Source organism: Streptosporangium sp. NBC_01810 (assembly GCF_035917355.1).
Lineage (GTDB): Bacteria > Actinomycetota > Actinomycetes > Streptosporangiales > Streptosporangiaceae > Streptosporangium.
Genome location: NZ_CP109070.1, coordinates 3,625,257 through 3,651,146, shown reverse-complemented (window position 1 = coordinate 3,651,146; position 25,890 = coordinate 3,625,257). Strand labels below are relative to the sequence as shown.

Genomic DNA, 25,890 nt, shown 5'->3' with positions numbered 1-25,890 from the left:
GCGTCGCCGACACCGGTAGCATCGATTTCGGACCATCCATCGACGTCTCCCAGGGAGCAACCGTGTCGGCCGTGCCAGAAATTCGTATCACCCTCGCCGGAGCCGCGCGTGTGGTGGCGAAAGGCACGACGTACGGGGAGGTGCTGGAGGCGGACGGCCGCTCCGTGGTCGCCGCCCGCGCGGGCGGCGAACTGAAGGACCTCGCGGCCCCGGTGGCCGAGGGCGACGTGATCGAGCCGGTCCCGGCGGCCGGCCCCGACGGGCGTGCCATCGTCCGCCACTCCACCGCGCACGTCATGGCCCAGGCCGTCCAGGAGATCTTCCCCGAGGCCAGGCTGGGCATCGGCCCGCCGGTCGAGAACGGTTTCTACTATGACTTCGACGTCAAGAACCCGTTCACCCCCGACGACCTCAAGCGCATCGAGAAGCGGATGCGCGAGATCGTCAAGCAGGGGCAGCTCTTCTCCCGCAGGCCAGTCTCCGACGACCAGGCGGCCGAGGAACTCGCCGCCGAGCCGTACAAGCTGGAGCTGATCGGTCTCAAGGGCGGGGCCGCCGACGAGGAGAGCGTCGAGGTGGGCGGTGCGGAGCTGACCATCTACGACAACCTCGACCCCAAGACCGGCGAGCTGTGCTGGAAGGACCTGTGCCGCGGTCCCCACGTGCCGACCACCCGGTCCATCCCGGCGTTCAAGCTGATGCGCACCGGCGGCGCCTACTGGCGGGGCAGCGAGAAGAACCCGCAGCTCCAGCGGATCTACGGCACCGCCTGGGAGTCGCGCGAGAAGCAGGACGAATACCTCGACCGCCTGGCGGAGGCCGAGAAGCGCGACCACCGCAAGCTGGGCGCCGAGCTCGACCTGTTCTCCTTCCCCGACGAGCTGGGCTCCGGCCTGCCGGTCTTCCATCCCAAGGGCGGCGTGATCCGCCGCGTCATGGAGGACTACTCGCGCAAGCGGCACGAGGAGGCGGGCTACTCCTTCGTCAACACCCCGCACATCACCAAGAGCAAGCTCTACGAGATCTCCGGCCACCTCGACTGGTACAAGGACGGGATGTTCCCGGCCATGGAGCTGGAGGGGGCGGAGTACTACCTCAAGCCGATGAACTGCCCGATGCACAACCTGATCTTCAGGTCCCGCGGGCGTTCCTACCGGGAGCTGCCGCTGCGGCTGTTCGAGTTCGGCACGGTCTACCGCTACGAGAAGTCCGGCGTCATCCACGGTCTGACCCGGGTGCGCGGCATGACGCAGGACGACGCGCACATCTACTGCACTCACGAGCAGATGCGCGACGAGCTCAAGTCGCTGCTGCGCTTCGTGCTCGACCTGCTCCGCGACTACGGGCTCGACGACTTCTACCTGGAGCTGTCGACCAAGGACCCGGAGAAGTTCGTCGGCTCCGACGAGGTGTGGGAGGAGGCGACCGAGACGCTGCGCGAGGTCGCCGAGTCCGAGAAGCTGGAGCTCGTCCTCGACCCCGGCGGCGCCGCCTTCTACGGTCCGAAGATCTCCGTGCAGACCCGCGACGCCATCGGCCGCACCTGGCAGATGTCGACCATCCAGCTGGACTTCAACCTGCCCGAGCTCTTCGAGCTCGAGTACCAGGCCGCCGACGGCACCCGCCAGCGTCCCGTCAAGATCCACCGGGCGCTGTTCGGCTCGATCGAGCGCTTCTTCGGCGTCCTGGTCGAGCACTACGCGGGCGCGTTCCCCCCCTGGCTCGCCCCGGTTCAGGTGGTCGGCATCCCGATCTCCGAGGCACACGTGCCCTATCTTCAGGACGTCGCCAAGAAGGCACGCGAGCGGGGTATCAGGATCGAGGTCGACGCCTCCGACGACCGGATGCAGAAGAAGATCCGCAACGCGCAGAAGTCCAAGGTGCCCTTCATGCTGCTGGCGGGCGACGACGACATCGCCAACGGTGCCGTCTCCTTCCGCTTCCGCAACGGTGAGCAGAAGAACGGGGTCCCGGTCGACGAGGCGATCGCCGAGATCGTCGACGCGATCGAGCGCCGCCTCCAGGTCTGAATCCCCTCCAGGGCGTCCAGGTCTGAATCCCATCCAGAGTGTCCGGGGCCGGCTCCTCGCGGGGAGCCGGCCCCGCTCCTTTACGGGGTCCGGCCCTGTGGGGGAGCGCGGCGGGTGGCCTGAGTCGCCTCGCCGCGTCCGGAGGTCTTCGTGTTCCTACTCGTGTCTCGCGGGCTCGGCGGGTGCCTCAGGCCGGGTCTCGCCCGGCATGCGGACGTCCTCCACGTCGACGTTGACCTCGACGACCCGCATGCCGAGCATCCGGCTGATGGTCCGGGCCACGTTGGTCTTCACCTCGTTGGCCACGTCCATCACCACGTGCCCGTACTCCGCCACGATCGACACGTCCACCGCGGCCGTACGGTCCTGCACGTGGGCGCTGACGCCCCGGGGGCCGCGCCTGGCACCGGTGCCGGCCCGTTCACGCACCGGCTCCACCGCGCGGGGCGCGTCGCCTCCCAGTTCGGCGACGCCCGTGACCTCAAGGGTGGCTCGGTCGGCTCCTCGACGGAGACGTCGATCATGGGTACTCCTCGGCTGTCGGTGGTCATGCTGGGGGGATTCTGCCGGAAATTTGCGGCATTCGTCCGTTAATACGGTGAGACAGGGGTCGGAATCCCGTCCAGCCGCCGGATCCCGGCCGGTTCCGGTGCCCCGGCGGGGGAGGTGCCAGACCGAAGGGATCGGCTTGGCAATATGCTGGCGACCATGAGCAACGAGCCGGAGGCGCAGTACGGAGCGGGAACACCGGACGCGTTCCAGAGACTCTGGACTCCTCACCGGATGGCCTACATCAAGGGGGCCAGCAAACCGACGGGTTCGGGGCCCGAGGACGGCTGCCCGTTCTGCGAGATCCCCCGGATGAGCGACGAGGACGGCCTGATCGTCGCCCGAGGTGACGCGGTCTTCGCGCTGCTCAACCTTTACCCGTACACCTCCGGCCACCTAATGGTCTGCCCCTACCGTCACGTGCCGGACTACGCGGACCTGGACGAGGCCGAGACCACCGAGCTCGCCGACTTCACCAAACGGGCACTGGTCGCCCTGCGCAAGGCCGGCGGCGCGCAGGGTTTCAACGTGGGCATGAACCTGGGCGGTGTGGCGGGCGCCGGAATCGCCGCCCACCTTCACCAGCACGTGGTGCCCCGCTGGGGCGGCGACACCAACTTCATGCCCGTCGTCGGCCAGACCAGGGTGCTTCCTCAGTTGCTGCGTGACACCAGGGAACTGCTCGCCGGCTCCTGGCCCGCCTCGTCGTAGCGTGAGGCTCCGCCGCCCAGGGTCCTGATGCCCGCCGACAGCGTCAGCGGCACGGCGAGCGCCAGCGCCATGGAGAGCACCGCGGCGCCCGAGTCGTTGACCAGCATGCCGACCACCCCGCTGACCAGGGTGCCGATCAGCCCGGCCCGCAGCGCGGGGGAGTGGGCGAACGCGGCGGGCAGCACTCCGGCGGTCGCCTGCTCCGGCCGTAGCAGCGCGTAGACGAGGAACGCCGTCGCAGCGATCACGACCGGCATCAGGTTGGGGCTGAGCAGGGTGCCCAGCATCGCGCCGAGCTTGCGGCCGATCACCTCGGTGGCCTCGCCGGTGAACACCTGGCCGACGAAGCGCCCCAGATGCGTCTGGAAACCCGGCGGGCGCAGGTAGTCGAGGTAGGCGATGCCCATCACGGTGACACCGCCCGCCACGCAGAACGCGCCCAGTTTGACGATCGAGACCCGCCTGCCCGCGATCAGCAACGCGGTCACCGCGATGCCCGGCACGAACGCGATCACGCCGCCGAAGTCGCTGCCCACGCCCGGCCAGCCGCCCAGGATCATCGCGAAGCCGCCCAGCACCGCCACGGCGGTGACCGCCGCACCCGTGTGGCCTCCTCGCATCAGCCGGTGCGCGATCGCGGCGGCCAGCAGCAGCACCGAGGTGGCGAAGAGCGCGAAGGGGATGTTACCCAGGCCGTAGTAGCGGGCCCCGACCACGGCGCTGTAGCCCATCACGCTGTTGAGCTGCAGGTTCGTCCCGGTCAGCAGGTCGCCCGCGAGTACCGCCGCGGTCACCCCCGCCACCACCGTCAGCGGTCCGAGCGGCGCCCGGCGCCATGGCCCCGCCAGTGCCGTCGCCGCCAGCAGCAGCGCGCATCCGGCGATCCCGCCGACCAGCGCGAGCACCGGCGTCTGCGCGCCCTGCCAGGGGGTGAGGTTCACCAGGTACGTCGAGGTGGGCAGCGAGGCCAGTGCCACCGCGGCCACGCGCACGTGCCGTAGTGCCCGCCTGCGGCGCAGCAGCAGGAATGCCGTCAGGTAGAAGGCGACCTGCAGCACGGCGACCGAGGTGAAGAAGATCCCGCCCACGTTCCTGATCGTCTGCCCGGCCACGTCGGCCTTCATCAGCTCGGCCCGCGCGGCCTCGGTGGTGCCGGTGCGCCTCTCGCTCGCCTTCCAGGGGACCCCGACCACGCTCGGCGGCACCTCGACGCCGGTCAGGGAGAGCATCGTCGCGGTGACGTCCGGCAGGATCGTGATGTCGTCGCGGTGGGTGGAGGCCGCTCCCAGGAAGCGGCCGGAGGCGTTTTCACCGCGCATCATGGCGACCCGCAGGTGTGGATTGCCGCCGTGGTCGGACAGCCCCGCCAGCAGCACGCTCGCGTCCTTGGGCAGCACGCTCAGCACCGCTCCGGCCTTGGCGTCGGCCAGGCGCAGCGCCGCCGCCCGCTGCTGCGGGGTGAGCCGCTCCTCGGCCCCGGGCAGCCGTCCACCGGTGATGTAGGGCCTGACCAGGTCGTCGACGTCGACGGCGATTACGCGGCACCTGGTGAGCACGCCCGAGCGGATCTGCGCGGCGGAGGGAGCGTACAGGTCGACCCTGCCCGATCTGTCGGCCAGTGCCAGCGCGGCCCCGGGGCCGATCGCCAGCGTGCACTCCCCGGCGGCGTGCACGGCCTCGCCGAGGGCACCGGCGTTGCGCTGCCCGGCGACGTCGCGCAGGTATCCGTAGCCGGAGATGACCGCGCCCCTTCTGTCGGCCTCGGGCAGCGGGGGGAGCCCGCAACCGTAGCCGACCGCGGACCTCACCCCGGCCGAGACCGTCAGCCACCCGTCATAGGGACAGGTCACCCGGCCCACCGCGCGGACCGACAGTGAGCCGATCGCGCTCTGCCCGGCCAGCCGCCACAGATTCGGGGTGCCGCCGGGACTGAGATCGCTCCACTGCAGGCCGGGAATGCCGATCAGCACCACCCGTCCGTCCACCTGTGTGGCGGACTGCGCGACACTCGGCCACAGCAAGCCCAGGACCAGCGCAAACGCGAAAAGCGTCCGCTTCACCGACGACCTCCCCTTTAGCTTCTGCCAGGTGCCTCGCACCGTAGGGGAAGATCGTGTCACGGGTCCAGCGGATCCGGGGGCCGACGGAGGGTACGGCGAGCCTCGCGGGTCGCGCGGGGGGCTCACCGCCTCGCCTCGCCTCGCCCGTCCCGCGGCCCGCCGACGCCCTCGCGGCCGCGTGTCCGAGAGGGCGTAGGCGTGGCTCGAGGTCAGCTCCCGGCGGGCGCGCTCTCGTTCTGCAGGCGGTCCAGGGCGGTGACCAGGTAGGTGCCGCCGCCCGTCGCGGTGAAGGTCTGGCGGTCGCCGTCCACCGCGGGCACGACCGCGACCAGGTTTCTGGCGTCGGCGGTGGCGCACTCACCGGGCTTGCCGGAGGCGATCCGGTAGACCGCGTACGAGCGGGCCTCCGGGGAACTCTTCCAGCTGAGCGAGGTGCCCTGGAGCCGCACGTCGGCGGGCTTGGCCGGGGCCTGCCCGCCGCGGTCCTTCATCAGCGGCAGCAGCGCCGGGCGCGAGTAGTTGCTCTTGACGATGCGGTCCAGCACACCCAGGGGGTTGGTGGACAGCTGCTTGGCGCTGAAGTAGACGTCGCCCAGGACCTGCTTGTGCTTGCGGTTCCGGGTGAGATGGGAGGGCAGCTCGCCGGGATTGGTCCATGCGGGGGTGTCGGTGGCGCCGACCCGGTACAGGGCCTGGCCGATGTAGAGGTGCACGTCGGTGCCCTTGACCTCGTTCGCCCACCAGGGCATCAGCACGTCGTAGTCGGCGACCTTGAAACCGCGTGGCCAGTACAGCTGCGGCATGACGTAGTCGACGGTGCCCTTGCGGATCCAGTGGCGGGCGTCTGCGTAGATGGAGTCGTACGCCGACATGCCGCCGGTGGCCGAGCCGGTGGAATCCTCGGACTTGTTGCGCCAGATCCCAAACGGGCTGACGCCGAACTTCACGCTGTTCCTGACCTCGTGCACCGCCTTGTCGACCTGTGCGATCAGCTTGTTGACGTTGGCGCGGCGCCAGTCGGCGAGCTTGGCGCCCTTGCCGTACTTGGCGAAGGCGGCGTCGTCGGCGAACTTCGCGTTCCCGGAGGGGTAGGGGTAGAAGTAGTCGTCGAAGTGGACCCCGTCGACGTCGTAGCGGGTCACCACGTCCTTGACGACCTTGGTGACGTGGTCGCGGACCGCGGGCAGGCCGGGGTTGTAGTAGGCCAGATCACCATGCCTGACGATCCAGTCGGGGTGGACCCGGGCGGGGTGGTTCGCGGGCAGCCTGGACAGATCGCCGTCGGCGGAGGCGCGGTAGGGGTTGAACCACGCGTGGAACTCCAGGCCGCGGCGGTGGGCCTCGGCGACGAGGAAGGACAGCGGGTCCCAGCCGGGGTCCTTGCCCGCGGTTCCGGTCAGATACTGCGACCACGGCTCAAGGTCCGACCTGTACAGCGCGTCGGAGGCCGGGCGGATCTGGACGAACACCGCGTTGAACCGCCGCTTGACCGCATTGTCGAGGATCTTGACGTACTCCGCCTGCTGCCGGGCGGCGGACAGGCCGGGCCGCGAGGGCCAGTCGATGTTCTTGACCGTGGCGATCCACACCCCGCGCAGCTGTCGCTTGGGATATCTCACATCCACCGGGCAGCGCGCCGAGGTGGAGGTCGTCGCGCCCGCCGTTTCGGCCGAGACCGCCGAGCTCTTGGCGGCCTTGGGCCGGGCGGGCGCGGTGTCGGGGCCGAAGGTGTACGCGGCACCCGTGGTCAGAACGGCGAGGGCGGCAGCGGCCAGAAGAGGGCGTCCGTTTCGCATGGTTCCCAAGTCTGGCACCTGGACCGGTGTGCTCCGACCGAAAAAAAGAAATCACTTCGTGATGACTTTGTTACACAAGTGTGTACTGGGAGGCGTGTGCCCGATGGGGTGCGTCGCACCCGATGGCGACGTGCCACGGGCACACGCCTCATCGCCCTGTCAGCCGGTGACTTTCTCCACCAGGTGTGACGGGAGCGGCTCGTAGCGGAGGAAGACCCGCTGGAACGTCCCCGTGCCGTGTGACATGGATCTCAGATCGATCGAGTATCGGGTGATCTCCAGTTCGGGCACCTCGGCCCTGACCAGGGTACGTCCCACCCCCACCGGCTCCGTGCCGAGCACGCGGCCCCTGCGCGAGGACAGGTCGGACATCACCGCGCCCACATGGTCGTCGGAGACCAGCACGGACACCTCGTCGACAGGTTCGAGCAGCAGGATGGGCACCTTGGCCGCGGCCTCCTTCAGCGCGAGCGCCCCGGCGATCTGGAAGGCCATGTCGGAGGAGTCGACCGAGTGGGCCTTGCCGTCGTACAGCGTCACCCGCATGTCCACCATGGGGTAGCCGGCGAGGACCCCGCGCTGCATCTGGGTGCGTACGCCCTTCTCCACCGAGGGGATGAACTGGCGCGGCACCACGCCACCGACGATCTTGTCCACGAACTCGAAGCCGCCGCCGGACGGCAGGGGCTCGACCTCCAGGTGGCAGACGGCGAACTGGCCGTGGCCGCCGGTCTGCTTGACGTTGCGGCCCAGGGCCTGGCAGCTGCCGCCGAAGGTCTCCCTGAGCGGCACCCGCAACTCGATCTTCTCCACCTCCACGCCGTGCCGCCTGCTCAGCCGATCCAGCAGCACGTCGGTGTGGGCCTCGCCCATGCACCACAGCACGAGCTGGCAGGTCTCGGGGTTGTTCTCCAACCGGAGCGTGGGGTCCTCGGCGACCAGCCGCTGCAGCGCCTGGCCCAGCTTGTCGTCATCGGCCTTGGACCTGGGCTGGATCGCCACGGGCAGCAGCGGCTCCGGCATCGTCCAGGCCGTCATCAGCAGCGGGTTCTCCCGGTCCGACAGGGTGTCGCCGGTCTCCGCGCGCGACAGCTTGGCCACCGCCGCGATGTCCCCGGCCACGCACTTGGCGGTCGTCCGCTGGAGCTTGCCCAGCGGTGAGGAGAGCGCTCCGATGCGCTCGTCCACGTCGTGGTCCTCGTGCCCGCGGTCGGCGAGACCGTGCCCCGAGACGTGCACCGTCATGTCGGGGCGCAGCGTGCCGGAGAAGACCCGCACCAGGCTGATCCTGCCCACATACGGATCACTGGTCGTCTTGACGATCTCCGCGACCAGCGGCCCGTCGGGGTCACAGGTGATGCCGGCGACGGGCCGGCCGTCGATCGAGGTGATCTCCGGCATCGGGTGCTCGGGTGGCGAGGGGAAACCCTGGGTGATGAGTTCCAGGACCTCCAGCGCGCCCACGCCGGTCCCCGCGGCCAGCACCGGGTAGAAGCCGCCGCGCGCGACGGCCTTCTCCAGGTCCCCGATGAGGGCCTTGGTGTCGATCTCCTCGCCGGAGAGGTAACGGTCCATCAGGGACTCGTCCTCGCTCTCCTGGATGACGCCCTCGATCAGGGCGCCGCGGTGGGTCTCGATCTGGTCGGCGTAGGCCGGGCCGGGGGAGTTCTCCGTCCTGGTGCCGGTCGCGTAGTTGTAGAACTTCTGGCTCATCAGCCCGATCAGGCCGTTCACCCTGCCGTTGGTCACCACCGGCAGGTACAGCGGTGAGACGCCGTCGCCGAAGGCCTCCTGGCAGGCGGCGAGGACTTCCTCGAAGTCCGCCCGCTGGTGGTCGATCTTGGTGATCACGACCGCGCGGGGCATCCCGACGACCGCGCACTCCTCCCAGAGCATCCTGGTCAGGCCGTCCACGCCCTCGGCGGCCGAGACGACGAACAGCGCCGCGTCGGCTGCGCGCAACCCGGCGCGCAGGTCGCCGACGAAGTCGGCGTAGCCGGGCGTGTCCAGCAGGTTGATCTTGATGTCATTGTGGATCACAGGGGCCACGGTGAGGTTCACCGAGCGCTGCTGGCGCATCTCGACCTCGTCGAAGTCGCTGACCGTGGTGCCGTCCTCGACCCTGCCGGGCCGCTGGACGGTCCTGGTCGCGGCCAGCAGCGCCTCCACGAGCGTTGTCTTCCCGGCGCCGGAATGGCCGACCAGCACGACGTTTCTTATCTTGTCCGGCTGATCGGCCGTGGGTGCCCTCCCCGCGGCTCCCGCTGTTCCGCCGGTTGCTCTCTCCGCCACATCGCCTCCCGCGTCGTTGCCGAAGGGGCGCGGCCTGGCGGGGCCACACCCCCGGGATCCGCTGCCGCGTCCACACACCGCATGGACGCGGTGTGTTCACCAAATACCCATGTGGCGAATATCACAAGAGGGGTGGAGCGATCCTCTTGCGAGACGGAAGTCTGATCGCTAGACGCCCGAGCCGCCTCCGGTGCCCCCTCGCCGCGCCGAGAACGCCTTGCCGCACGGCTCGTCGATGCGCGCCCGCAGACCGGGTGGCCTACGATCGGAGCGCGATGCTGAAACTTCTGCGCCCCGCCGTCACACGAGTCTTGACCCCGCTGGGCAGGGCACTCACCCGCCACGGGATCAGCCCCAACGCGGTCACCGCGGTGGGCACGCTCGGCACCGTCGCCGCCGCGCTGTTCTTCTACCCCCGGGGCCAACTGTTCGCGGGCACGGTGGTGATCACTTTCTTCGTGCTGGCCGACCTCCTCGACGGGGTCATGGCCAGGATGACGGGCCCGGGAAGCACCTGGGGCGCCTTCCTCGACTCCACGCTCGACAGGGTCGGCGACGCGGGGATCTTCTCCGGGCTGGTGTTCTGGTTCATCGTGAGCGACCAGTGGACACTGGCGGGGGTCGCGCTGTTCTGCCTCGTCGCCGGAGCGGTGGTGTCCTACGTCAAGGCCAGGGCGGAGGCGCTGGGCATGACATGCGACGTCGGTCTCGCCGAGCGACCGGAGCGCCTGGTGGTGGGCCTGGTCTCGGCCGGCCTCAGCGGCCTCGGCGTGCCGTACATCCTGGCCGTGGGGCTCTGGCTGCTCGCGGTGGCCAGCGCGGTCACGGTCGGCCAGCGCCTGCTGCACGTGCGCCGGCAGGCCGTCTCCGCCTCGCCCCGGACCCTCCGCTGATCGGAAAGATCGATGACAGACAAGCCCTCCTCCCAGGACCGTCTCGTCGCGGCCGCGTTCGGCGCAGGATGGACGATCGTGCCCCGGCTGCCCGAGCGGCTCACCGCCTGGGCCTTCCGCGCCGCCGCCGACCGGCTGTGGAAGCGCCGAGGGAGGTCGGTGCTCAGGCTGGAGGCCAACCTCGCCAGGGTCAAGGGCACCTCGCCGGGCGACCCGGTGATCCGGGAGCTCAGCCGCGACGGCATGCGCTCCTACTTCCGCTACTTCCACGAGGTGTTCCGGCTGCCCTCGATCCCCATCGCCGAGATCGTCTCCCGCATGCACGTGGTCGGGGCGGAGCCCGTCTACGACAACCTCGCCGCGGGGCGCGGCGTGGTCCTCGCCCTGCCGCACATGGGCAACTGGGACCAGGCGGGTGCCTGGTTCGCCGGGACGGGACACCCCTTCACCACGGTCGCGGAAAGACTCAAACCCGAGTCGCTGTTCAACCGCTACACCGCCTTCCGTGAGGGGCTGGGCATGGAGGTGCTGCCGCTCACCGGCGGTGACGGCCACACCTTCGGCACCCTGGCGCAGCGCCTGCGCGCCGGACTCCCGGTCGCCCTGCCCGCCGAGCGCGACCTGACCGCGAACGGTGTCGAGGTGCAGTTCTTCGGCTCGTCCACGCGGATGCCCGCCGGCCCCGGCCTGCTGGCCGTGCACACCGGGGCCGCCCTCATCCCGGCGATCCCCTACTTCGAGGGGACCGGCTGGGGCCTGCAGTTCCACGAGGAGATCGTGATCCCGGCCGAGGGCACCAGGAAGGAGAAGGTGGCCGTCGTCATGCAGAGCCTCGCGAACGTCTTCGAGAAGGGCATCACCGAGCACCCCGAGGACTGGCACATGCTCCAGCGCCTCTGGCTGGAGGACCTGGAGCCCCGGCAATGAGGATCGGCATCGTCTGTCCCTACACATGGGACGTGCCGGGCGGCGTTCAGGTGCACATCCGTGACCTCGCGGAGGCGCTCATGGAGGAGGGCCACCACGTCTCGGTGATCGCCCCTGCCGCGGACAACGCCCCGCTGCCCCCGTACGTGACCTCGGCGGGCCGCGCGATTCCGGTGCCCTTCAACGGGTCGGTGGCCAGGTTGTCGTTCGGGTTCCTGTCGGCGAACCGGGTGCGCCGCTGGGTGCGCGAGGGCGGTTTCGACGTGCTGCACGTGCACGAGCCGGCCATCCCCTCGCTGGGACTGCTCGCCTGCTGGGTGGCCAGGGGGCCGATCGTGGCCACCTTCCACGCCTCGTACGGTAACTCCCGTTCCTTCTCGGTCACGGCCTCTGTGCTCATGAGCGCGCTGGAGAAGATCACCGGCCGGATCGCCGTGTCCGACGCGGCCAGGAAGACCCTGGTCGAGTTCATGGGCGGGGACGCCGTGCTCATCCCCAACGGGGTGACGGTCGGCCGCTACGCCGAGGGCGAGCCGTTGCCCGGCTGGGACGAGGGCGAGGTGATCGGCTTTCTCGGCAGGATGGACGAGCCGCGCAAGGGCCTGCCGGTGTTGCTGGAGGCGTTCGTCCTGCTGGCCGCCGAGCGGCCGGCGCTGAGACTGCTCCTGGCCGGGCCCGGTGACGCCGCCGAGGTGCTGGAGCGCGTCCCGGCCGCCTTCCACGACCGGATCGGCCTGCTCGGCATGGTCAGCGAGGAGGACAAGGTGCGTGCTTACCACACGGTCGACGTCTTCTGCGCGCCCAACCTGGGGGGTGAGAGCTTCGGCATCGTGCTGACCGAGGCGATGTCGGCCGGTGCGGCGATCCTGGCGAGCGACATCCCGGCCTTCCGCAAGGTGCTCGACGACGGCCAGGCGGGAGCACTGTTCGAGACGGGCAACGCCACCTCGCTCGCCCGCCGGGCCGCCGAGCTGCTCGACGATCCCGCGCGCCGGGCCAAGCTGTCGGAGGAGGCCCGCGACGCCGTGCGGAAGTACGACTGGTCGACGGTCGCCCGCGACGTCCTGCGGGTCTACGAGACGGTGGCGAGCACGGCCGGGGTCGAGGAGGACGCTGACGGCACTGACGGTACTGACGGCGCTGGGGGCGCTGGGGGCGCTGGGGGTACGGTGGCGAGCACGACCGCCACCGAGGGGGACGAGACGCTGTGACGACCACGCTGATCCTGGTGGTGGGCGCGATCGTGGTGCTCTGCGCCGTCTACATCTCCTGGCGGGCGGGCAGGCTCGACCGGCTGCACATCCGGCTGGAGCTGGCCCGCGAGTCCCTGGACGCCGCCCTGGTGCGGCGGACCGCCGTCAGCCTGGAGTTGGCCGCCTCCCGGCTGCTGGACCCGGCGACGAGCCTGGTGCTGGCCGCGGCCGCCCACGAGGCCCGCACGGCCGGCCCCGAGGAGCGCGAGCACGCCGAGAGCGACCTGTCTCGCACCCTGCGAGCCGTCGTCGACCAGGAGCGCTTCCGCGACCGGCTGGCCGACACTCCGGCGGGTGCCGACCTGCTGGAGGAGCTGGGGGCCGCGGTGGCCAAGGTCCTCTACTCCCGGCGTTTCTACAACAACGCGGTGGGCGTGACCCGCGCGGCACAGCGCCGCCGGCTGGCCCGCACGCTGCGGCTGGCCGGGCACACCGAGTATCCGGGCTTCTTCGAGATCGACGATGCGCCGCCGAAGGCCCTGGCCGCCGAATAAGCCACACATGACTGGAGTATCTGACAAGTCAGACACCGGTAGGCTCATGGCGGTTCGTGGCCAAGAGGCTGAGTGGCTGACTTGAGGAGATGAGTCGTGCGGGTGTCTCGGATGATCGCCGTCGGGCTGGCGGGAGTCGCGGTCCTCGTGCCGACCGCGGCCTGTTCCTCCGACAAGCCCACGCCGGCGGGCAACCCCGCGGCCGGCGAGCCGAGTGCGGCCCCGACCCCCACACCAGAGCCGACGCATCCCTTCACCGGCCTGCCGGGCGCGGCCCGCAGGCCGGTGATCGCGGCGAAGATCGAGAACACCTCGGCGGGCAAGCCGCAGCTCGGCCTCAAAAGCGCGGACATCGTCTACATCGAGCAGGTCGAGGCGGGTCTGACCCGCCTGATGGCGATCTTCTCCTCCAAGATCCCGGCCAAGATCGGCCCGGTCCGCAGCGCCCGCGTCTCCGACCTGCACATCGTCCCGCAGTTCGGCAAGCCCGCCTTCGCCTACTCGGGCGCGCAGACGAAGATGCTCCCCCTCATCGCCGCGGCGCCGCTGTTCGACGTCTCCGACAGCCGGGTACCGGGCGCCTACTTCCGTCAGCCCGGACGCTTCGCCCCCTACAACCTGTTCGCCAACACCCGGCGGCTGCTGACCGAGGCGCCCAAGGCGAGCAGGGCCAAGGAGATCGGATTCACCTTCGGCGACGCTCCCGAGGGCGGCGTGCCGCGGAAGGCGTACAGCGTGAAGTACCCGGCGGCACGCTTCACCTTCACCTGGTCACAGGCGGCGGGCAAATGGCTGATCTGGCAGGACGGCAAGAGGGACATGGCGGCCGAGGGCGGTCAGCTCGGCGCTCCCACGATCGTCGTGCAGTACACCAAGACGGAGCGCTCGGAGTTTCACGACAAGAACCAGAGCTACACGCCGCTGGTGCACAGCACGGGCAAGGGCAGGGCGGTCGTGCTCCGCGACGGGCAGGCCTTCAAGGCCCGCTGGTCGCGGGCCACGGAGAAGGACGGCACCGTCTTCACCACGGAGGCGGGTGAGCCGATGAACTTCGCCCCCGGTCAGGTCTGGATCGCGCTGGCCTCCGCCAAACCCGTCATTCCCTGACGCGCAAGTCCTACATCATGTCCAAGAAGATCAGCTAAGAGCGACAAGACGGCGTGTAGGGGGCATCCTGCCCAGCGCCTACGATGGAGACGTAGTGGCCGTCCGTCACGGGCGGCCCGTGATCCGCAGCCGTCGTGAGGTAGAGACCGTGTCCAGCAGCACGCCCGAAGTCAGCGATACCACCGTCACCGGAACCGCCCGGGTCAAGCGCGGCATGGCAGAGATGCTCAAGGGCGGCGTCATCATGGACGTCGTCAACGCCGAGCAGGCCAAGATCGCCGAAGACGCCGGTGCCGTCGCCGTCATGGCCCTCGAACGTGTGCCCGCCGACATCCGCGCCCAGGGCGGCGTTTCCCGGATGAGCGACCCCGACATGATCGACGGCATCATCGCCGCCGTCTCGATTCCGGTCATGGCCAAGGCCCGCATCGGCCACTTCGTCGAGGCCCGCGTGCTCCAGTCGCTCGGCGTCGACTACATCGACGAGTCCGAGGTGCTCACCCCGGCCGACTACGCCAACCACATCGACAAGTGGCAGTTCACGGTGCCCTTCGTCTGTGGCGCGACCAACCTGGGAGAGGCGCTGCGCCGCATCACCGAGGGGGCGGCGATGATCCGTTCCAAGGGCGAGGCGGGCACCGGCGACGTCTCCAACGCCACCACCCACATGCGCAAGATCAGGGGCGAGCTCAAGCGCCTGACCTCGCTGCCCGCCGACGAGCTCTACGTCGCGGCCAAGGAGCTCCAGGCGCCGTACGAGCTGGTCGCCGAGGTCGCCAAGACCGGCAAGCTGCCGGTCGTGCTGTTCACCGCCGGTGGCATCGCCACCCCGGCCGACGCCGCGATGATGATGCAGCTCGGCGCCGAGGGCGTGTTCGTCGGCTCGGGCATCTTCAAGTCCGGAAACCCGGCCGAGCGCGCCGCCGCGATCGTCAAGGCCACCACCTTCCACGACGACCCCGATGTCATCGCGAAGGTCTCCCGCGGTCTGGGCGAGGCCATGGTCGGCATCAACGTCGACGACATCCCGGCCCCGCACCGGCTGGCCGAGCGCGGCTGGTAGCGGAACTCGGGAACTCAGGGGAACCCAGGGGAACCCGGGGAAATCGGTGGAGAGGCGGCATCCTTCAAGGAGGCCGCCTCTCCGGCGGTAGAAGGGCCGTCCAGGAAAACCCTGGGCTGGTTATGAACCAGTTTGGGGTGATCCGAGAGGTGGCCATACGCTGAAAGGGACATTTCTTTTCCAGGGGAAGGACCATCGGTGACCATCGTCCCGACGATCGGCGTGTTCGCGCTCCAAGGCGATGTGCGCGAGCACGTGCGCTCCCTGGAGGCGGTGGGCGCCAGAGCGGTCGCCGTACGGCGCCCCCGCGAACTGGAGGCGGTCGACGGCCTCGTCATCCCGGGCGGCGAGTCCACCACGATGTGGAAGCTCGCCGAGACCTTCGAACTGCTCGAACCGCTCCGGATGCGGATCAAGGCCGGTATGCCCGCCTACGGCTCCTGCGCCGGGATGATCATGCTGGCGGACCGGATCGAGGGCGGCGTCGAGGGCCAGCAGACGATCGGCGGCATAGACATGGTCGTCCGGCGCAACGCCTTCGGCCGCCAGGTCGACTCCTTCGAGGCCGATATCGACTTCGCCGGCCGCGGCGGCATGCGGGCGGTCTTCATCCGCGCCCCCTGGGTGGAATCCGTGGGTTCGGGGGTCGAAGTGCTGGCGTTGGCCGAACCTGGAGATAGGATCGTCGCGGTCCGTCAAGGACCGCTGCTCGCCACATCCTTTCATCCGGAAATTACCGGGGATGTTGGTGTGCATTCATATTTCGCTGAGATGGTGAGGGAGCTCTAGGGGATGTCCGGCCACTCCAAATGGGCGACGACGAAGCACAAGAAGGCGGCGCTTGATTCCAAGCGCGGCAAGCTGTTCGCCAAGCTCATCAAGAACATCGAGGTCGCGGCGCGGACGGGCGGCCCCGATCCGGACGGCAACCCGACGCTGTACGACGCCATCACCAAGGCGCGCAAGAGCTCGGTTCCGATCGACAACATCGAGCGTGCCCGCAAGCGCGGAGGCGGCCTGGAGGCCGGCGGCGCCGACTGGCAGACCATCATGTACGAGGGCTACGCCCCCGGCGGCGTCGCGGTGCTGATCGAGTGCCTCACCGACAACCGCAACCGCGCGGCCTCCGAGGTCCGGGTCGCGCTGACCCGCAACGGCGGCTCGCTGGCCGACCCGGGCTCGGTGTCCTACATGTTCAACCGCAAGGGCGTCGTGCTCGTCCCCAAGGGGGAGCTGGGTGAGGACGACGTGCTGACCGCGGTCCTCGACGCGGGGGCCGAGGAGGTCAACGACCTGGGCGACCAGTTCGAGGTCGTCTCCGAGGCCACCGACCTCGTCCCGGTCCGCAAGGCCCTGCAGGAGGCCGGGATCGACTACGACTCGGCCGAGTCCGGCTTCATGCCGACGATGAACGTCCCGCTCGACGAGGACGGCGCCCGTAAGGTCTTCCGGCTGATCGACGCCCTCGAGGACAGCGACGACGTGCAGAACGTCTGGGCCAACTTCGACGTCTCCGACGAGGTCATGGAGAAGCTCGACGCGTGATCTCGTACCTCGGCGTCCCCGTCGAGGAGCTCCGAGCGGTGGCCGCCTTCACCGTGCCCCGGGTACCCGACCGCTTCTGACACTTTCCGCGGGCCCCGCGAGGGCCGTGCGCGATGTGCTCTCAGGCGGTAGAGTCTGGCACCGAACAGGTGTTCGGCGAGCGGAGGCGTGTCGGTGCGGTTGCCCGAACTGCGGGTCATAGGGGTCGATCCCGGGCTTACCCGATGCGGGCTCGGTGCCGTCGAGGGGAGACCCGGCGCACCACTGAGCCTGGTCAAGGTCGGAGTGGTCCGCACCCCCGCCGACGACGAGATCGGCGCCCGGCTGGTGGCGATCGAGACCGGCATCGAGCAGTGGCTCGACGAGCTCGCACCCGACGCGGTGGCCGTGGAGCGGGTCTTCGCCCAGCACAACCTCAGAACCGTGATGGGCACCGCGCAGGCCTCCGCCGTGGCGATCCTGTGCGCTTCCCGCAGGGGGCTGCCGGTCGCCCTGCACACGCCGTCCGAGGTCAAGGCGGCGATCACCGGCAGCGGCACGGCGGACAAGCGGCAGGTCGGCATGATGGTGACCCGGCTGCTGCGGCTGGACGCCATGCCCAAGCCCGCCGACGCCGCCGACGCGCTCGCCCTCGCGATCTGCCACGTGTGGCGGGGCGGAGCCCAGAGCAGGCTGGCCGAGGCCGCCGCGAAGGCCATGAGCGGCCCCGGCACGACCGCCGCGGCCTACTTTCGCGGCCGGGGCAGGGCCGGATATCCGAGAGGAACCACGAAGTGATCGCCTCGGTGCGAGGACAGGTGACCGCGGTCGCCCCCGACGGGGCGGTCGTCGAGGTGGGCGGGGTGGGAGTGCTCGTGCACTGCACGCCGGGCACGCTGGCGACGCTCAGAACGGGCGAGGAGGCCAGGCTGGCCACCTCGCTGGTGGTCCGTGAGGAGTCGCTGACGCTGTTCGGCTTCGCCACCGACGACGAACGCGGGATCTTCGAGATGCTGCAGACGGCCAACGGGGTCGGCCCCAAGGTCGCCCTGGCGATGCTGGCCGTGCACACCCCCAACGCGCTCAGGATGGCCGTGGCCACCGCCGACGTCAAGGCGCTGACAAGGGTCCCCGGGGTGGGCCCGAAGGGCGCCCAGCGGATCATCGTCGATCTCAAGGACAGGCTCGGCACGCCGGAGGAGGCGGTCGGCGCCGTGCTCAACGGACGCGTCGCCGCGCCCGCCTGGCGAGACCAGGTCCACTCCGGCCTGGTCGGTCTGGGGTACTCGGTGCGGGACGCGGACGAGGCGGTCGCCGCCGTCGCGCCCCGGGCCGACGCGGAACTGGCCGAGGGCCGCACCCCGCAGGTGTCGGCGCTGCTCAAGGCGGCACTCAGCGCGCTGAGCACGCGATGAGAGGCTCGGCCGGGAGAGCACGGCAGCCGGGAGAGCGCGGGCGCCTCCGCCGTGCGGTGAGCAGAGATGGGGCGGCGTGAGTTCCGAACGGGATCTGGTGTCGCCGGACGCCGAGGGCGACGAGAGGAACATCGAGGCGGCGCTGCGGCCCAAGCGGCTGGAGGAGTTCATCGGCCAGGCGCGGGTGCGCGAGCAGTTGTCCCTGGTGCTGCAGAGCGCGCTGCGGCGTAACCGGCCGCCGGACCACGTGCTGATGAGCGGCGGTCCCGGGCTGGGCAAGACGACCCTCTCCATGATCATCGCGACCGAGCTGTCCGTGCCGCTCCGGATCACCTCGGGGCCCGCGCTTGAGCGGGCCGGTGACCTCGCGGCGATCCTGTCGACCCTCTCCGAGGGCGAGGTCCTGTTCATCGACGAGATCCACCGCATGGCCAGGCCCGCCGAGGAGATGCTCTACCTCGCGATGGAGGACTTCCGCGTCGACATCGTGGTGGGCAAGGGGCCGGGGGCGACCGCGATCCCGCTGGAGATCGCCCCGTTCACCCTGGTCGGGGCCACCACCAGGGCGGGCATGCTCCCCGCGCCGCTGCGCGACCGCTTCGGCTTCGTCGCGCACATGGACTTCTACGGGGTCGCCGAGCTGGAGGAGGTGCTGCACCGCTCCGCGCGTCTGCTGGGCGTGACGCTGCCGGGCGACGCCGCCACCGAGATCGCCGGCCGCTCGCGGGGCACGCCCCGCATCGCCAACCGCCTGCTGCGCCGCGTCCGCGACTTCGCCGAGGTGCGCGCGGAGGGCGTCGTCACCAGGGACGTCGCCGCCGCCGCGCTCAACCTCTACGAGGTCGACGCCGAGGGGCTCGACAGGCTCGACCGGGCGGTGCTCGGAGCGCTGCTGCGCAAGTTCGGCGGCGGCCCGGTGGGGCTGTCGACGCTGGCGGTCGCGGTGGGGGAGGAGCCGGAGACGGTCGAGGTGGTCGCCGAGCCCTTCCTGGTGCGGCAGGGACTGCTGGCCCGCACCCCCCGCGGCCGGGTCGCGACCGCCGCGGCCTGGACCCATCTTGGGCTTGTGCCCCCGCCGGACGCCTTCGGCGCCTCGTTCCTCGTCGATCTTGGGGATGATGCTCAGCAAATCTAGCGTTGTGCATCGGTAGGGGAGACGTACAAGCTTGATCACAGATAGATGACAAGTGTATCGAAATGGGAACTTCCCTGCGCGCCGAATCGTGACCTCGTTGCCGCGCTTCTAACAACTCGCCTAAACTCCGAGCCTTGGCCGGCTGTGTAGGCTGGCGTGCTGAGCGGCGTGGTCGTATATGACGTCCGGTTTCGCGCCGGTCATTCTCAAGAGAGGGAGCGGCCCTGTGGGCGGCAACTATTCAAGCCTGATCATGATCGCTCTCATGGTCGTGGTGTTCTATTTCCTGCTTATCCGGCCGCAGCGCAAGCGGCAGCAGGAGCAGGTCAAGATGCAGAGCAGTCTCACGCCGGGAACCGGTGTCATGACCACGACGGGTCTTTTCGGGACCGTGGTGGCGATCGACGCCGACGACGTGATCCTGGAGATCGCCCCCGGCGTGGAGACCCGCTGGGTGAAGGCGGCGATCGGTCGCGTTCTGGTTCCCGTCGACGACCCGGAGGAGGATGTCAAGGCCGTCGACCACGACGTCGCGGAGACCGCCGAGGAGCAGAGTGAAGACCGCGACTCGGCGAGCAAGAAACTGTGAGTAGGTTCACCACCAATCCCCTATAACCGAAAGTCGACCAGTGGCCCGACCGACCAGCGGCCAGAGCAAACCGGGGCGCATGCTCCTGGTGCTTCTGGCGATCATTCTCGCCATGGGAGGGGTGATGCTCCTCAACAAGGCGTACACCCCGGAATATGGCCTCGACCTCGCCGGCGGCACGACAGTGACGCTGCAGCCCATCACCCCGAACGGAAGCGCTCCCTCCCAGGAGAGCCTCGACCTGGCGGTGAACATCATCCGCGAGCGGGTGAACGGCAGCGGTATCTCCGACGCCGAGGTCGCCAAGTCCGGTGACAACATCGTCATCTCCGTCCCCGGAGTTGGCCAGGAGGAAGTCGTCAAGCTGGTCGGCACCACTGCGGAACTACGGTTCCGGCAGGTGCTGGCGATCGGGGCCGGGTCGCCTCCGCCCCCCGGGGAGCTGGCCACCCAGCCGCCGACGCCGTCCCCCTCACCCGCCACCTCCGGGGGCAAGGGGACCAGGGCACCCAGGCCCACCGAGTCCGCGACGCCGAAGCCGGCCGCGACCGCCGCCCCCGACACGAACACCTCGCCCGCCGGGCGAGCCCTGTCGTCGGGGTTGCTCAAGCCAAGCCCGGGAGCCGGCTCCGAGTCCAATACGGAGCCTGCTCAACCCGGCGACCAGTCTTCCAATACGGAGCCTGCTCAACCCGGCGACCAGTCTTCCAATACGGAGCCTGCTCAACCCGGCGACCAGTCTTCCAAGCCGGGTAAGGGCACCGCCGCGCCGGACGCCGCCGCCGTCCCGACGGCCCCGCCGACGGCGGCCGACGACATGGCGGGCGTCGACCCCACCGGGATCGACCCGGCGGCACTCAAGGAGTTCCAGACGCTCGACTGCGCCAAGCAGACGAACCGAGGGGCACAGGACGCGCCGGACAAGCAGTACGTCGGCTGCAGCACCGACGGCAGCACCAAGTTCATCCTCGACAAGGCGGCCGTGACCGGCACCTCGATCGACAGCGCCTCCTCAGGCGTCGACCAGACCACCGGCGAGTGGCTCGTCCAGCTCTCCTTCAAGGGCCAGGGTCCCGACCAGTGGTCGAAGGTCACCACCACCGCCTTCAACTCGCAGGCACCCCGCAACCAGGTCGCCATGGTCCTCGACGGCATGGTCATCTCCGCGCCCGTCATCCAGGAGCCCATCACCGGCGGCCGTGCGCAGATCTCCGGCAACTTCACCCAGGTGAGTGCCGACGAGCTGGCCAACCAGCTCAAATACGGCGCGCTCCCGCTGAAGTTCGAGAAGAGCTCCATCGACGAGGTCTCCTCCACACTGGGCGCCGACCAGCTGCGCGGCGGCCTCATCGCGGGCGCGATCGGCCTCCTGCTGGTCGTGATCTACTCGATGCTCTACTACCGGGGCCTGGGCGTCGTCTCGGTGCTGAGCCTCCTGGTGGCGACGATCGTGACCTACCAGTCGGTGGTGCTGCTCGGCACGTTCGCGGGCTTCCGCCTCTCGCTGCCGCACATCATCGGTCTGATCGTCTCGATCGGCATCACCGCCGACTCGTTCATCGTCTACTTCGAACGCATCCGTGACGAGATGAAGGAAGGCCGCCGCTCGCTGCGCACGGCGATCGAGGTCGCCTGGGTCCGTGCCCGGCGGACGATCCTCATCGCGGACGCCGTCATGTTCATCGCCGCCTTGGTGCTGTACTTCCTGGCGGTCGGAGGTGTGGCCGGGTTCGCCTTCGCGATGGGCCTGACCACGCTCATCGACATCGCGGTGGTGTTCATGTTCACCAAGCCGTTCGTCGCGGTACTGGCGAGGTTGAAGTTCTTCGCCAAGGGTCACAAGCTCTCCGGTCTCGACGCCGAGCGCATGAGCGAGACCGTCGCCGCTCCCAAGTCCGCTCCGCAGGAGGCCTGATGTCCGGCATCGCGCGCCGGTTGTACCGGGGCGAGGTCAACGTCGACTTCGTCGGCCGTCAGAAGCTCTGGTACGGCCTCTCCGCAATCCTGTTGGTGATCTCCATCGCCGGTCTGGTCTTCAACGGCCTCAACCTGGGTGTGGAGTTCAAGGGCGGGTCCGTCTTCTCCTTCAAGGCCCCCGCCTCGGTCAACATCGAGCAGGTGCGAGGCACCTTCACCGACGCCGGTGTGCACCAGGTCATCGCGCAGACGACCCAGAGCGGCTGGCGGGTCACCACCGAGAGCCTCCCGGCCGAGCAGGTCACCACGGTCCAGAAGGCGGTGGCAACCGAGTTCAAGCTGCCGCAGAACGAGGTCAACCTGCAGGTGATCGGTGCCTCGTGGGGTGGTCAGGTGGCCAACAAGGCCATCATCGGACTGATCGTCTTCATGTTGGCGATCATCCTGTACCTCACGATGGCCTTCGAGTGGAAGATGGCGCTGGCCGCCATCGTGGCGCTGCTGCACGACCTGGTGATCACCGCCGGTGTCTACGCCTGGTCCGGCTTCGAGGTCACCCCGGCCACCCTGCTGGGCTTCCTGACGATCCTCGGATACTCGCTGTACGACGCCGTCGTCGTCTTCGACATGATCAAGGAGGTCACCGCCAAGCTCGGCACGACCTCCAAGATGACCTACACCGAGGCCGCCAACAACGCGCTGAACCACACGCTGATCCGGTCGCTGAACACCACCCTGGTGGCGATCCTGCCGGTCGCGGCGATCCTCTTCATCGGTACCACTCTGTTCGGCGCCGGTACCCTGAAGGACCTGTCGCTGGCCCTGTTCGTCGGCATGATCGTCGGAACCTACTCCTCGCTGTGCGTCGCGACGCCACTGCTGGTCACGCTGAAGGAGCGCGAGCCGCACTACCAGGCGATCGCCCGCAGACTCGCCGCCCACGGGGGTGGCTCCGGGGGCCGGAGGGCACGTCAGGCGGTCACCGCCGGAGCCTCCAACGGGTCCTCCAACGGGTCCTCCAACGGGGCCGCCACCGTGGCCAACGGGGCCGCGGCCGGCGGCGACAAACGCAAGAAGAAGTAAGCTCCGAGCAGTTCGCGCCTCCGCTCCCCGCCCAGGGAGCGGAGGCGTTTTCCTTACCTCTCCCCAAGGAGTGCCGACCATGACCGAGCTGAGCAGGCTGATCCTCGATCACATCCGAGACGTGCCCGACTACCCGAAGCCAGGGGTGATGTTCAAGGACATCACCCCGCTGCTCGCCGACCCGGTGGCGTTCGCCGCGGTGACCGAGGCGCTCGCCGGGCTGTATCAGGTGGACAAGATCGTCGGAATCGAGGCGCGGGGGTTCATCCTGGCCGCCCCGGTCGCCTGCCGGGCGGGCGTGGGCTTCGTCCCGGTACGGAAGAAAGGCAAACTGCCCTCTGAGACGCTTGAGGCGTCCTACGATCTGGAATACGGCTCCGCCATCATCGAGGTTCACCGGGACGCCTTCATCCCCGGAGAGCGCGTCCTCATCGTCGACGACGTGCTCGCCACGGGAGGGACGGCGAGCGCGGCGGTGGAGCTGGTCCGCGAGGCGGGCGCCGATGTCGTCGGCCTCGCCGTGCTCATGGAGCTGGCCTTCCTCAAGGGCCGCGAGCGCCTGACGGACGTCGAGTTGCACTCCCTCGTCGTCGTTTGATCGACCCGCGGACAAAAGCACACAACCCCGTCTGGATACACTGAGGGATCTGGACTCGAATGTGAGGAGTCTGAGTGCCCCGTGATGTGGTCGTCCCCGACACGACCGCCAACGGCGGCGGCCCCGAGATGGCCGTCCCAGCAGGCGACGCCGGCTCCGCCATGTCCGGAGCGACCGAGGAGAAGCCGGCGGTAAGGCGAAGGCTGGCACGTTTTGGGGGGCAGTGGGGTGGCGGCATGAATCCGGTTCTGGAGCCGCTGTTCCGGACGGTCCGCGCGACCCATCCGAAGGCGGACCTGCGGCTCATCGAACGCTCATACGACGTGGCGGCCTACCATCACCGCGACCAGAAGCGCAAAAGCGGTGACCCTTACATCACCCACCCGCTGGCGGTGGCGACGATCCTGGCCGAGCTCGGCACCGACGACGAGACGCTGTGCGCCGCGCTGCTGCACGACACCGTCGAGGACACCGCCTATGGCCTGGACGAGCTGCGCTCGGACTTCGGCGACAACATCGCCCTGCTGGTCGACGGCGTCACCAAACTCGACAAGGTCAAGTTCGGTGAGGCGGCCGAGGCCGAGACCGTGCGCAAGATGGTCGTGGCGATGTCCCGGGACATCCGGGTGCTGGTGATCAAGCTCGCCGACCGGCTGCACAACATGCGCACCATGCGCTACCTGCCCGAGCACAAGCGGCACCAGAAGTCCCGCGAGACGCTGGAGATCTTCGCGCCGCTCGCCCACCGGCTGGGCATGAACACCATCAAGTGGGAGCTGGAGGACCTCGCGTTCGCCATGCTCTACCCCAAGCGCTACGACGAGATCGCCCGGATGGTCTCGGAGCGGGCGCCGCGCAGGGATCTGTTCCTGCAGGAGGTCATCGAGAAGGTCTCCGGCGACCTGCGTGACGCCAAGATCCGCGCGGCCGTCAAGGGCCGCCCCAAGCACTACTACTCCGTGTACCAGAAGATGATCGCCAGGGATGTCGCCTTCGACGACATCTACGACCTGGTCGGCATCCGGGTGCTGGTCGACACGGTCCGGGACTGCTATGCGGCGCTCGGAACGATCCACGCGCGATGGAACCCGGTGCCCGGCCGGTTCAAGGACTACATCGCGATGCCCAAGTTCAACATGTACCAGTCGCTGCACACCACGGTCATCGGCCCGGAGGGCAAGCCGGTGGAGCTGCAGATCCGCACCCACGGGATGCACCACAGAGCCGAGTACGGTGTGGCGGCGCACTGGAAGTACAAGGAGGACATGACCACCTCCGGTCCTGGGGGGGCGAAGCTGAAGCCCGCCAGCGACATGGCGTGGCTGCGCCAGCTCCTCGACTGGCAGAAGGAGACCGCCGACCCGGGGGAGTTCCTGGAGTCGCTCAGGTTCGACCTGTCGGTCTCGGAGGTCTACGTCTTCACGCCCCGAGGCCAGGTCATCGCCCTGCCCGAGAACGCGACGCCCGTCGACTTCGCCTACGCCGTGCACACCGAGGTGGGTCACCGTTGCATCGGAGCCAGGGTCAACGGCCGCCTGGTGCCCCTGGAGTCACGGCTGGGCAACGGCGACACGGTGGAGATCTTCACTTCCAAGTCGCCCGACGCGGGCCCCTCGCGTGACTGGCTGAAGTTCGTCAAGTCGGGCCGGGCCCGTAACAAGATCCGGCAGTGGTTCTCCAAGGAGCGCCGCGAGACCGCGATCGAGGCGGGCAAGGAGGCGATCGGCCGCGCCATGCGCAAGCAGGGCCTGCCGCTGCAGCGCCTGATGTCGGGAGAGTCCCTTCTGGTCCTCGCCAGGGAGCTGCGCTACCCGGACGTGTCCGCGCTCTACGCGGCCGTGGGAGAGGGCCACATCGCCGCGCAGGCGGTCGTGCAGAAGCTCGTGACGTCCATCGGGGGAGTGGACGGCGCGGAAGAGGACATCGCCGAGACCTCCGTGCCGACCAAGCTGCGTGGCCGCCCCCGGGGCAGTGGCGGCGCCGGAGTGGTCGTCGCGGGCGACTCCGACGTCTGGGTGCGCCTGTCGCGATGCTGCACTCCCGTGCCCGGCGATGAGATCGTCGGTTTCGTCACCCGCGGGCATGGCGTGTCGGTGCACCGCACCAACTGTCCCAACATGGATCAGCTCAAGTCCGAGCCCGACCGCCTGGTCGAGGTCGCCTGGTCCGCCGCGGACGACTCGGTGTTCCTGGTCGCGCTGCAGGTCGAGGCGCTCGACCGGCCACGCCTGCTCTCCGACGTGACCCGCACGCTCTCCGATCAGCATGTCAACATCCTGTCGGCGTCGGTTACGACGTCCAGGGACAGGGTGGCGATCAGCAAGTTCACCTTCGAGATGGGCGACCCCAAGCATCTGGGCCACGTCCTGAAGGCCGTCCGCAACATCCAGGGCGTCTACGACGTCTACCGGGTCAGCGGCGCCGGTTCCTGAGCTTCGGGCTCGCGCCCTCCGT

At 69.3% G+C, this 25,890-nt stretch carries 22 protein-coding genes; 18 read left to right on the top strand and 4 right to left on the bottom strand.

Going from position 1 to position 25,890, the window contains the following annotated elements; genetic code table 11:
• Window positions 1-62: 62 nt before the first annotated feature.
• Entirely contained in the window at window positions 63-2,030 is a 1,968-nt protein-coding gene (gene thrS, locus OIE13_RS16355) for a threonine--tRNA ligase (RefSeq protein WP_326830190.1), read from the top strand.
• A 156-nt stretch (window positions 2,031-2,186) separates the two neighbouring features.
• Here the strand turns inward: thrS and OIE13_RS16350 are convergent, their stop codons facing one another.
• Window positions 2,187-2,810 (bottom strand): Asp23/Gls24 family envelope stress response protein, encoded by a 624-nt coding sequence (locus OIE13_RS16350; protein WP_326638781.1) that lies wholly within the window; start codon window positions 2,808-2,810, stop codon window positions 2,187-2,189.
• On the opposite strand from OIE13_RS16350, the gene OIE13_RS16345 reads away from it, so the two are divergent.
• The gene (locus tag OIE13_RS16345) at window positions 2,739-3,290 is read left to right on the top strand and encodes an HIT family protein (RefSeq protein WP_326638783.1); all 552 of its coding nucleotides are present in this window, start codon (window positions 2,739-2,741) and stop codon (window positions 3,288-3,290) included. The genes OIE13_RS16350 and OIE13_RS16345 overlap by 72 nt on opposite strands.
• Here the strand turns inward: OIE13_RS16345 and OIE13_RS16340 are convergent.
• From OIE13_RS16340 to OIE13_RS16330, 3 genes are all read right to left on the bottom strand, one after another.
• Window positions 3,233-5,350, bottom strand: a complete 2,118-nt coding sequence (locus OIE13_RS16340) for a hypothetical protein (RefSeq protein ID WP_326638785.1) — start codon at window positions 5,348-5,350, stop codon at window positions 3,233-3,235. The two genes, OIE13_RS16345 and OIE13_RS16340, sit on opposite strands and share 58 nt — an antisense overlap.
• Window positions 5,351-5,559: 209 nt before the next feature.
• Window positions 5,560-7,146, bottom strand: a complete 1,587-nt coding sequence (locus OIE13_RS16335; RefSeq protein WP_326638787.1) for a glycoside hydrolase family 10 protein — start codon at window positions 7,144-7,146, stop codon at window positions 5,560-5,562.
• Window positions 7,147-7,305: 159 nt separating this feature from the next.
• Window positions 7,306-9,438, bottom strand: a complete 2,133-nt coding sequence (locus OIE13_RS16330; RefSeq protein ID WP_326638791.1) for an elongation factor G-like protein EF-G2 — start codon at window positions 9,436-9,438, stop codon at window positions 7,306-7,308.
• A 275-nt stretch (window positions 9,439-9,713) separates the two neighbouring features.
• On the opposite strand from OIE13_RS16330, the gene pgsA reads away from it, so the two are divergent.
• From pgsA to OIE13_RS16250, 16 genes are all read left to right on the top strand, one after another.
• Window positions 9,714-10,331, top strand: coding sequence for a phosphatidylinositol phosphate synthase (gene pgsA, locus OIE13_RS16325; RefSeq protein WP_326638792.1), 618 nt, complete (start codon window positions 9,714-9,716; stop codon window positions 10,329-10,331).
• 12 nt (window positions 10,332-10,343) lie between these two features.
• On the top strand, window positions 10,344-11,258 hold the full coding sequence (locus OIE13_RS16320; protein WP_326638795.1) for a phosphatidylinositol mannoside acyltransferase: 915 nt from the start codon (window positions 10,344-10,346) through the stop codon (window positions 11,256-11,258).
• Window positions 11,255-12,469, top strand: a complete 1,215-nt coding sequence (locus OIE13_RS16315) for a glycosyltransferase family 4 protein (protein WP_326638797.1) — start codon at window positions 11,255-11,257, stop codon at window positions 12,467-12,469. Before OIE13_RS16320 ends, OIE13_RS16315 begins: the two co-directional genes overlap by 4 nt.
• Window positions 12,466-13,005: a hypothetical protein gene (locus OIE13_RS16310; protein WP_326638799.1), complete on the top strand. Its 540-nt coding sequence runs from the start codon at window positions 12,466-12,468 to the stop codon at window positions 13,003-13,005. The genes OIE13_RS16315 and OIE13_RS16310 overlap by 4 nt, the downstream gene beginning before the upstream one ends.
• Before the next feature lie 96 nt (window positions 13,006-13,101).
• Window positions 13,102-14,112, top strand: coding sequence for a DUF3048 domain-containing protein (locus OIE13_RS16305; RefSeq protein ID WP_326638801.1), 1,011 nt, complete (start codon window positions 13,102-13,104; stop codon window positions 14,110-14,112).
• A 148-nt stretch (window positions 14,113-14,260) separates the two neighbouring features.
• Window positions 14,261-15,175, top strand: a complete 915-nt coding sequence (gene pdxS / locus OIE13_RS16300) for a pyridoxal 5'-phosphate synthase lyase subunit PdxS (protein ID WP_326638803.1) — start codon at window positions 14,261-14,263, stop codon at window positions 15,173-15,175.
• Window positions 15,176-15,373: 198 nt separating this feature from the next.
• Window positions 15,374-15,964 (top strand): pyridoxal 5'-phosphate synthase glutaminase subunit PdxT, encoded by a 591-nt coding sequence (gene pdxT / locus OIE13_RS16295; RefSeq protein ID WP_326638804.1) that lies wholly within the window; start codon window positions 15,374-15,376, stop codon window positions 15,962-15,964.
• Between the two features lie 3 nt (window positions 15,965-15,967).
• The gene (locus OIE13_RS16290) at window positions 15,968-16,720 is read left to right on the top strand and encodes a YebC/PmpR family DNA-binding transcriptional regulator (protein ID WP_326638806.1); all 753 of its coding nucleotides are present in this window, start codon (window positions 15,968-15,970) and stop codon (window positions 16,718-16,720) included.
• A gap of 189 nt (window positions 16,721-16,909) precedes the next feature.
• The gene (gene ruvC, locus OIE13_RS16285; RefSeq protein WP_326647045.1) at window positions 16,910-17,497 is read left to right on the top strand and encodes a crossover junction endodeoxyribonuclease RuvC; all 588 of its coding nucleotides are present in this window, start codon (window positions 16,910-16,912) and stop codon (window positions 17,495-17,497) included.
• Entirely contained in the window at window positions 17,494-18,114 is a 621-nt protein-coding gene (ruvA, locus tag OIE13_RS16280; protein ID WP_326638808.1) for a Holliday junction branch migration protein RuvA, read from the top strand. Before ruvC ends, ruvA begins: the two co-directional genes overlap by 4 nt.
• A 76-nt stretch (window positions 18,115-18,190) precedes the next feature.
• Window positions 18,191-19,249, top strand: a complete 1,059-nt coding sequence (ruvB, locus tag OIE13_RS16275; RefSeq protein WP_326638810.1) for a Holliday junction branch migration DNA helicase RuvB — start codon at window positions 18,191-18,193, stop codon at window positions 19,247-19,249.
• 226 nt (window positions 19,250-19,475) lie between these two features.
• Window positions 19,476-19,838, top strand: a complete 363-nt coding sequence (gene yajC / locus OIE13_RS16270) for a preprotein translocase subunit YajC (RefSeq protein ID WP_326638812.1) — start codon at window positions 19,476-19,478, stop codon at window positions 19,836-19,838.
• A 79-nt stretch (window positions 19,839-19,917) separates the two neighbouring features.
• Window positions 19,918-21,753: a protein translocase subunit SecD gene (secD, locus tag OIE13_RS16265; protein ID WP_326830189.1), complete on the top strand. Its 1,836-nt coding sequence runs from the start codon at window positions 19,918-19,920 to the stop codon at window positions 21,751-21,753.
• Window positions 21,753-22,838, top strand: a complete 1,086-nt coding sequence (secF, locus tag OIE13_RS16260) for a protein translocase subunit SecF (RefSeq protein ID WP_326638816.1) — start codon at window positions 21,753-21,755, stop codon at window positions 22,836-22,838. The genes secD and secF overlap by 1 nt, the downstream gene beginning before the upstream one ends.
• Window positions 22,839-22,917: 79 nt before the next feature.
• Window positions 22,918-23,436: an adenine phosphoribosyltransferase gene (locus OIE13_RS16255; protein ID WP_326638818.1), complete on the top strand. Its 519-nt coding sequence runs from the start codon at window positions 22,918-22,920 to the stop codon at window positions 23,434-23,436.
• Between the two features lie 128 nt (window positions 23,437-23,564).
• Entirely contained in the window at window positions 23,565-25,868 is a 2,304-nt protein-coding gene (locus OIE13_RS16250) for a RelA/SpoT family protein (RefSeq protein ID WP_442816066.1), read from the top strand.
• Window positions 25,869-25,890 lie beyond the last annotated feature (22 nt).

Excerpts from the sequence above, each read along its gene's own strand:
- OIE13_RS16250 (WP_442816066.1), top strand. The coding sequence starts at position 23,565 with ATGGCCGTCCCAGCAGGCGACGCCGGCTCCGCCATGTCCGGAGCGACC.
- OIE13_RS16320 (WP_326638795.1), top strand. The coding sequence starts at position 10,344 with ATGACAGACAAGCCCTCCTCCCAGGACCGTCTCGTCGCGGCCGCGTTC.
- OIE13_RS16255 (WP_326638818.1), top strand. The coding sequence starts at position 22,918 with ATGACCGAGCTGAGCAGGCTGATCCTCGATCACATCCGAGACGTGCCC.
- secD (WP_326830189.1), top strand. The coding sequence starts at position 19,918 with ATGCTCCTGGTGCTTCTGGCGATCATTCTCGCCATGGGAGGGGTGATG.
- OIE13_RS16290 (WP_326638806.1), top strand. The coding sequence starts at position 15,968 with ATGTCCGGCCACTCCAAATGGGCGACGACGAAGCACAAGAAGGCGGCG.
- OIE13_RS16335 (WP_326638787.1), bottom strand. The coding sequence starts at position 7,146 with ATGCGAAACGGACGCCCTCTTCTGGCCGCTGCCGCCCTCGCCGTTCTG.
- OIE13_RS16345 (WP_326638783.1), top strand. The coding sequence starts at position 2,739 with ATGAGCAACGAGCCGGAGGCGCAGTACGGAGCGGGAACACCGGACGCG.
- secF (WP_326638816.1), top strand. The coding sequence starts at position 21,753 with ATGTCCGGCATCGCGCGCCGGTTGTACCGGGGCGAGGTCAACGTCGAC.
- pgsA (WP_326638792.1), top strand. The coding sequence starts at position 9,714 with ATGCTGAAACTTCTGCGCCCCGCCGTCACACGAGTCTTGACCCCGCTG.
- OIE13_RS16315 (WP_326638797.1), top strand. The coding sequence starts at position 11,255 with ATGAGGATCGGCATCGTCTGTCCCTACACATGGGACGTGCCGGGCGGC.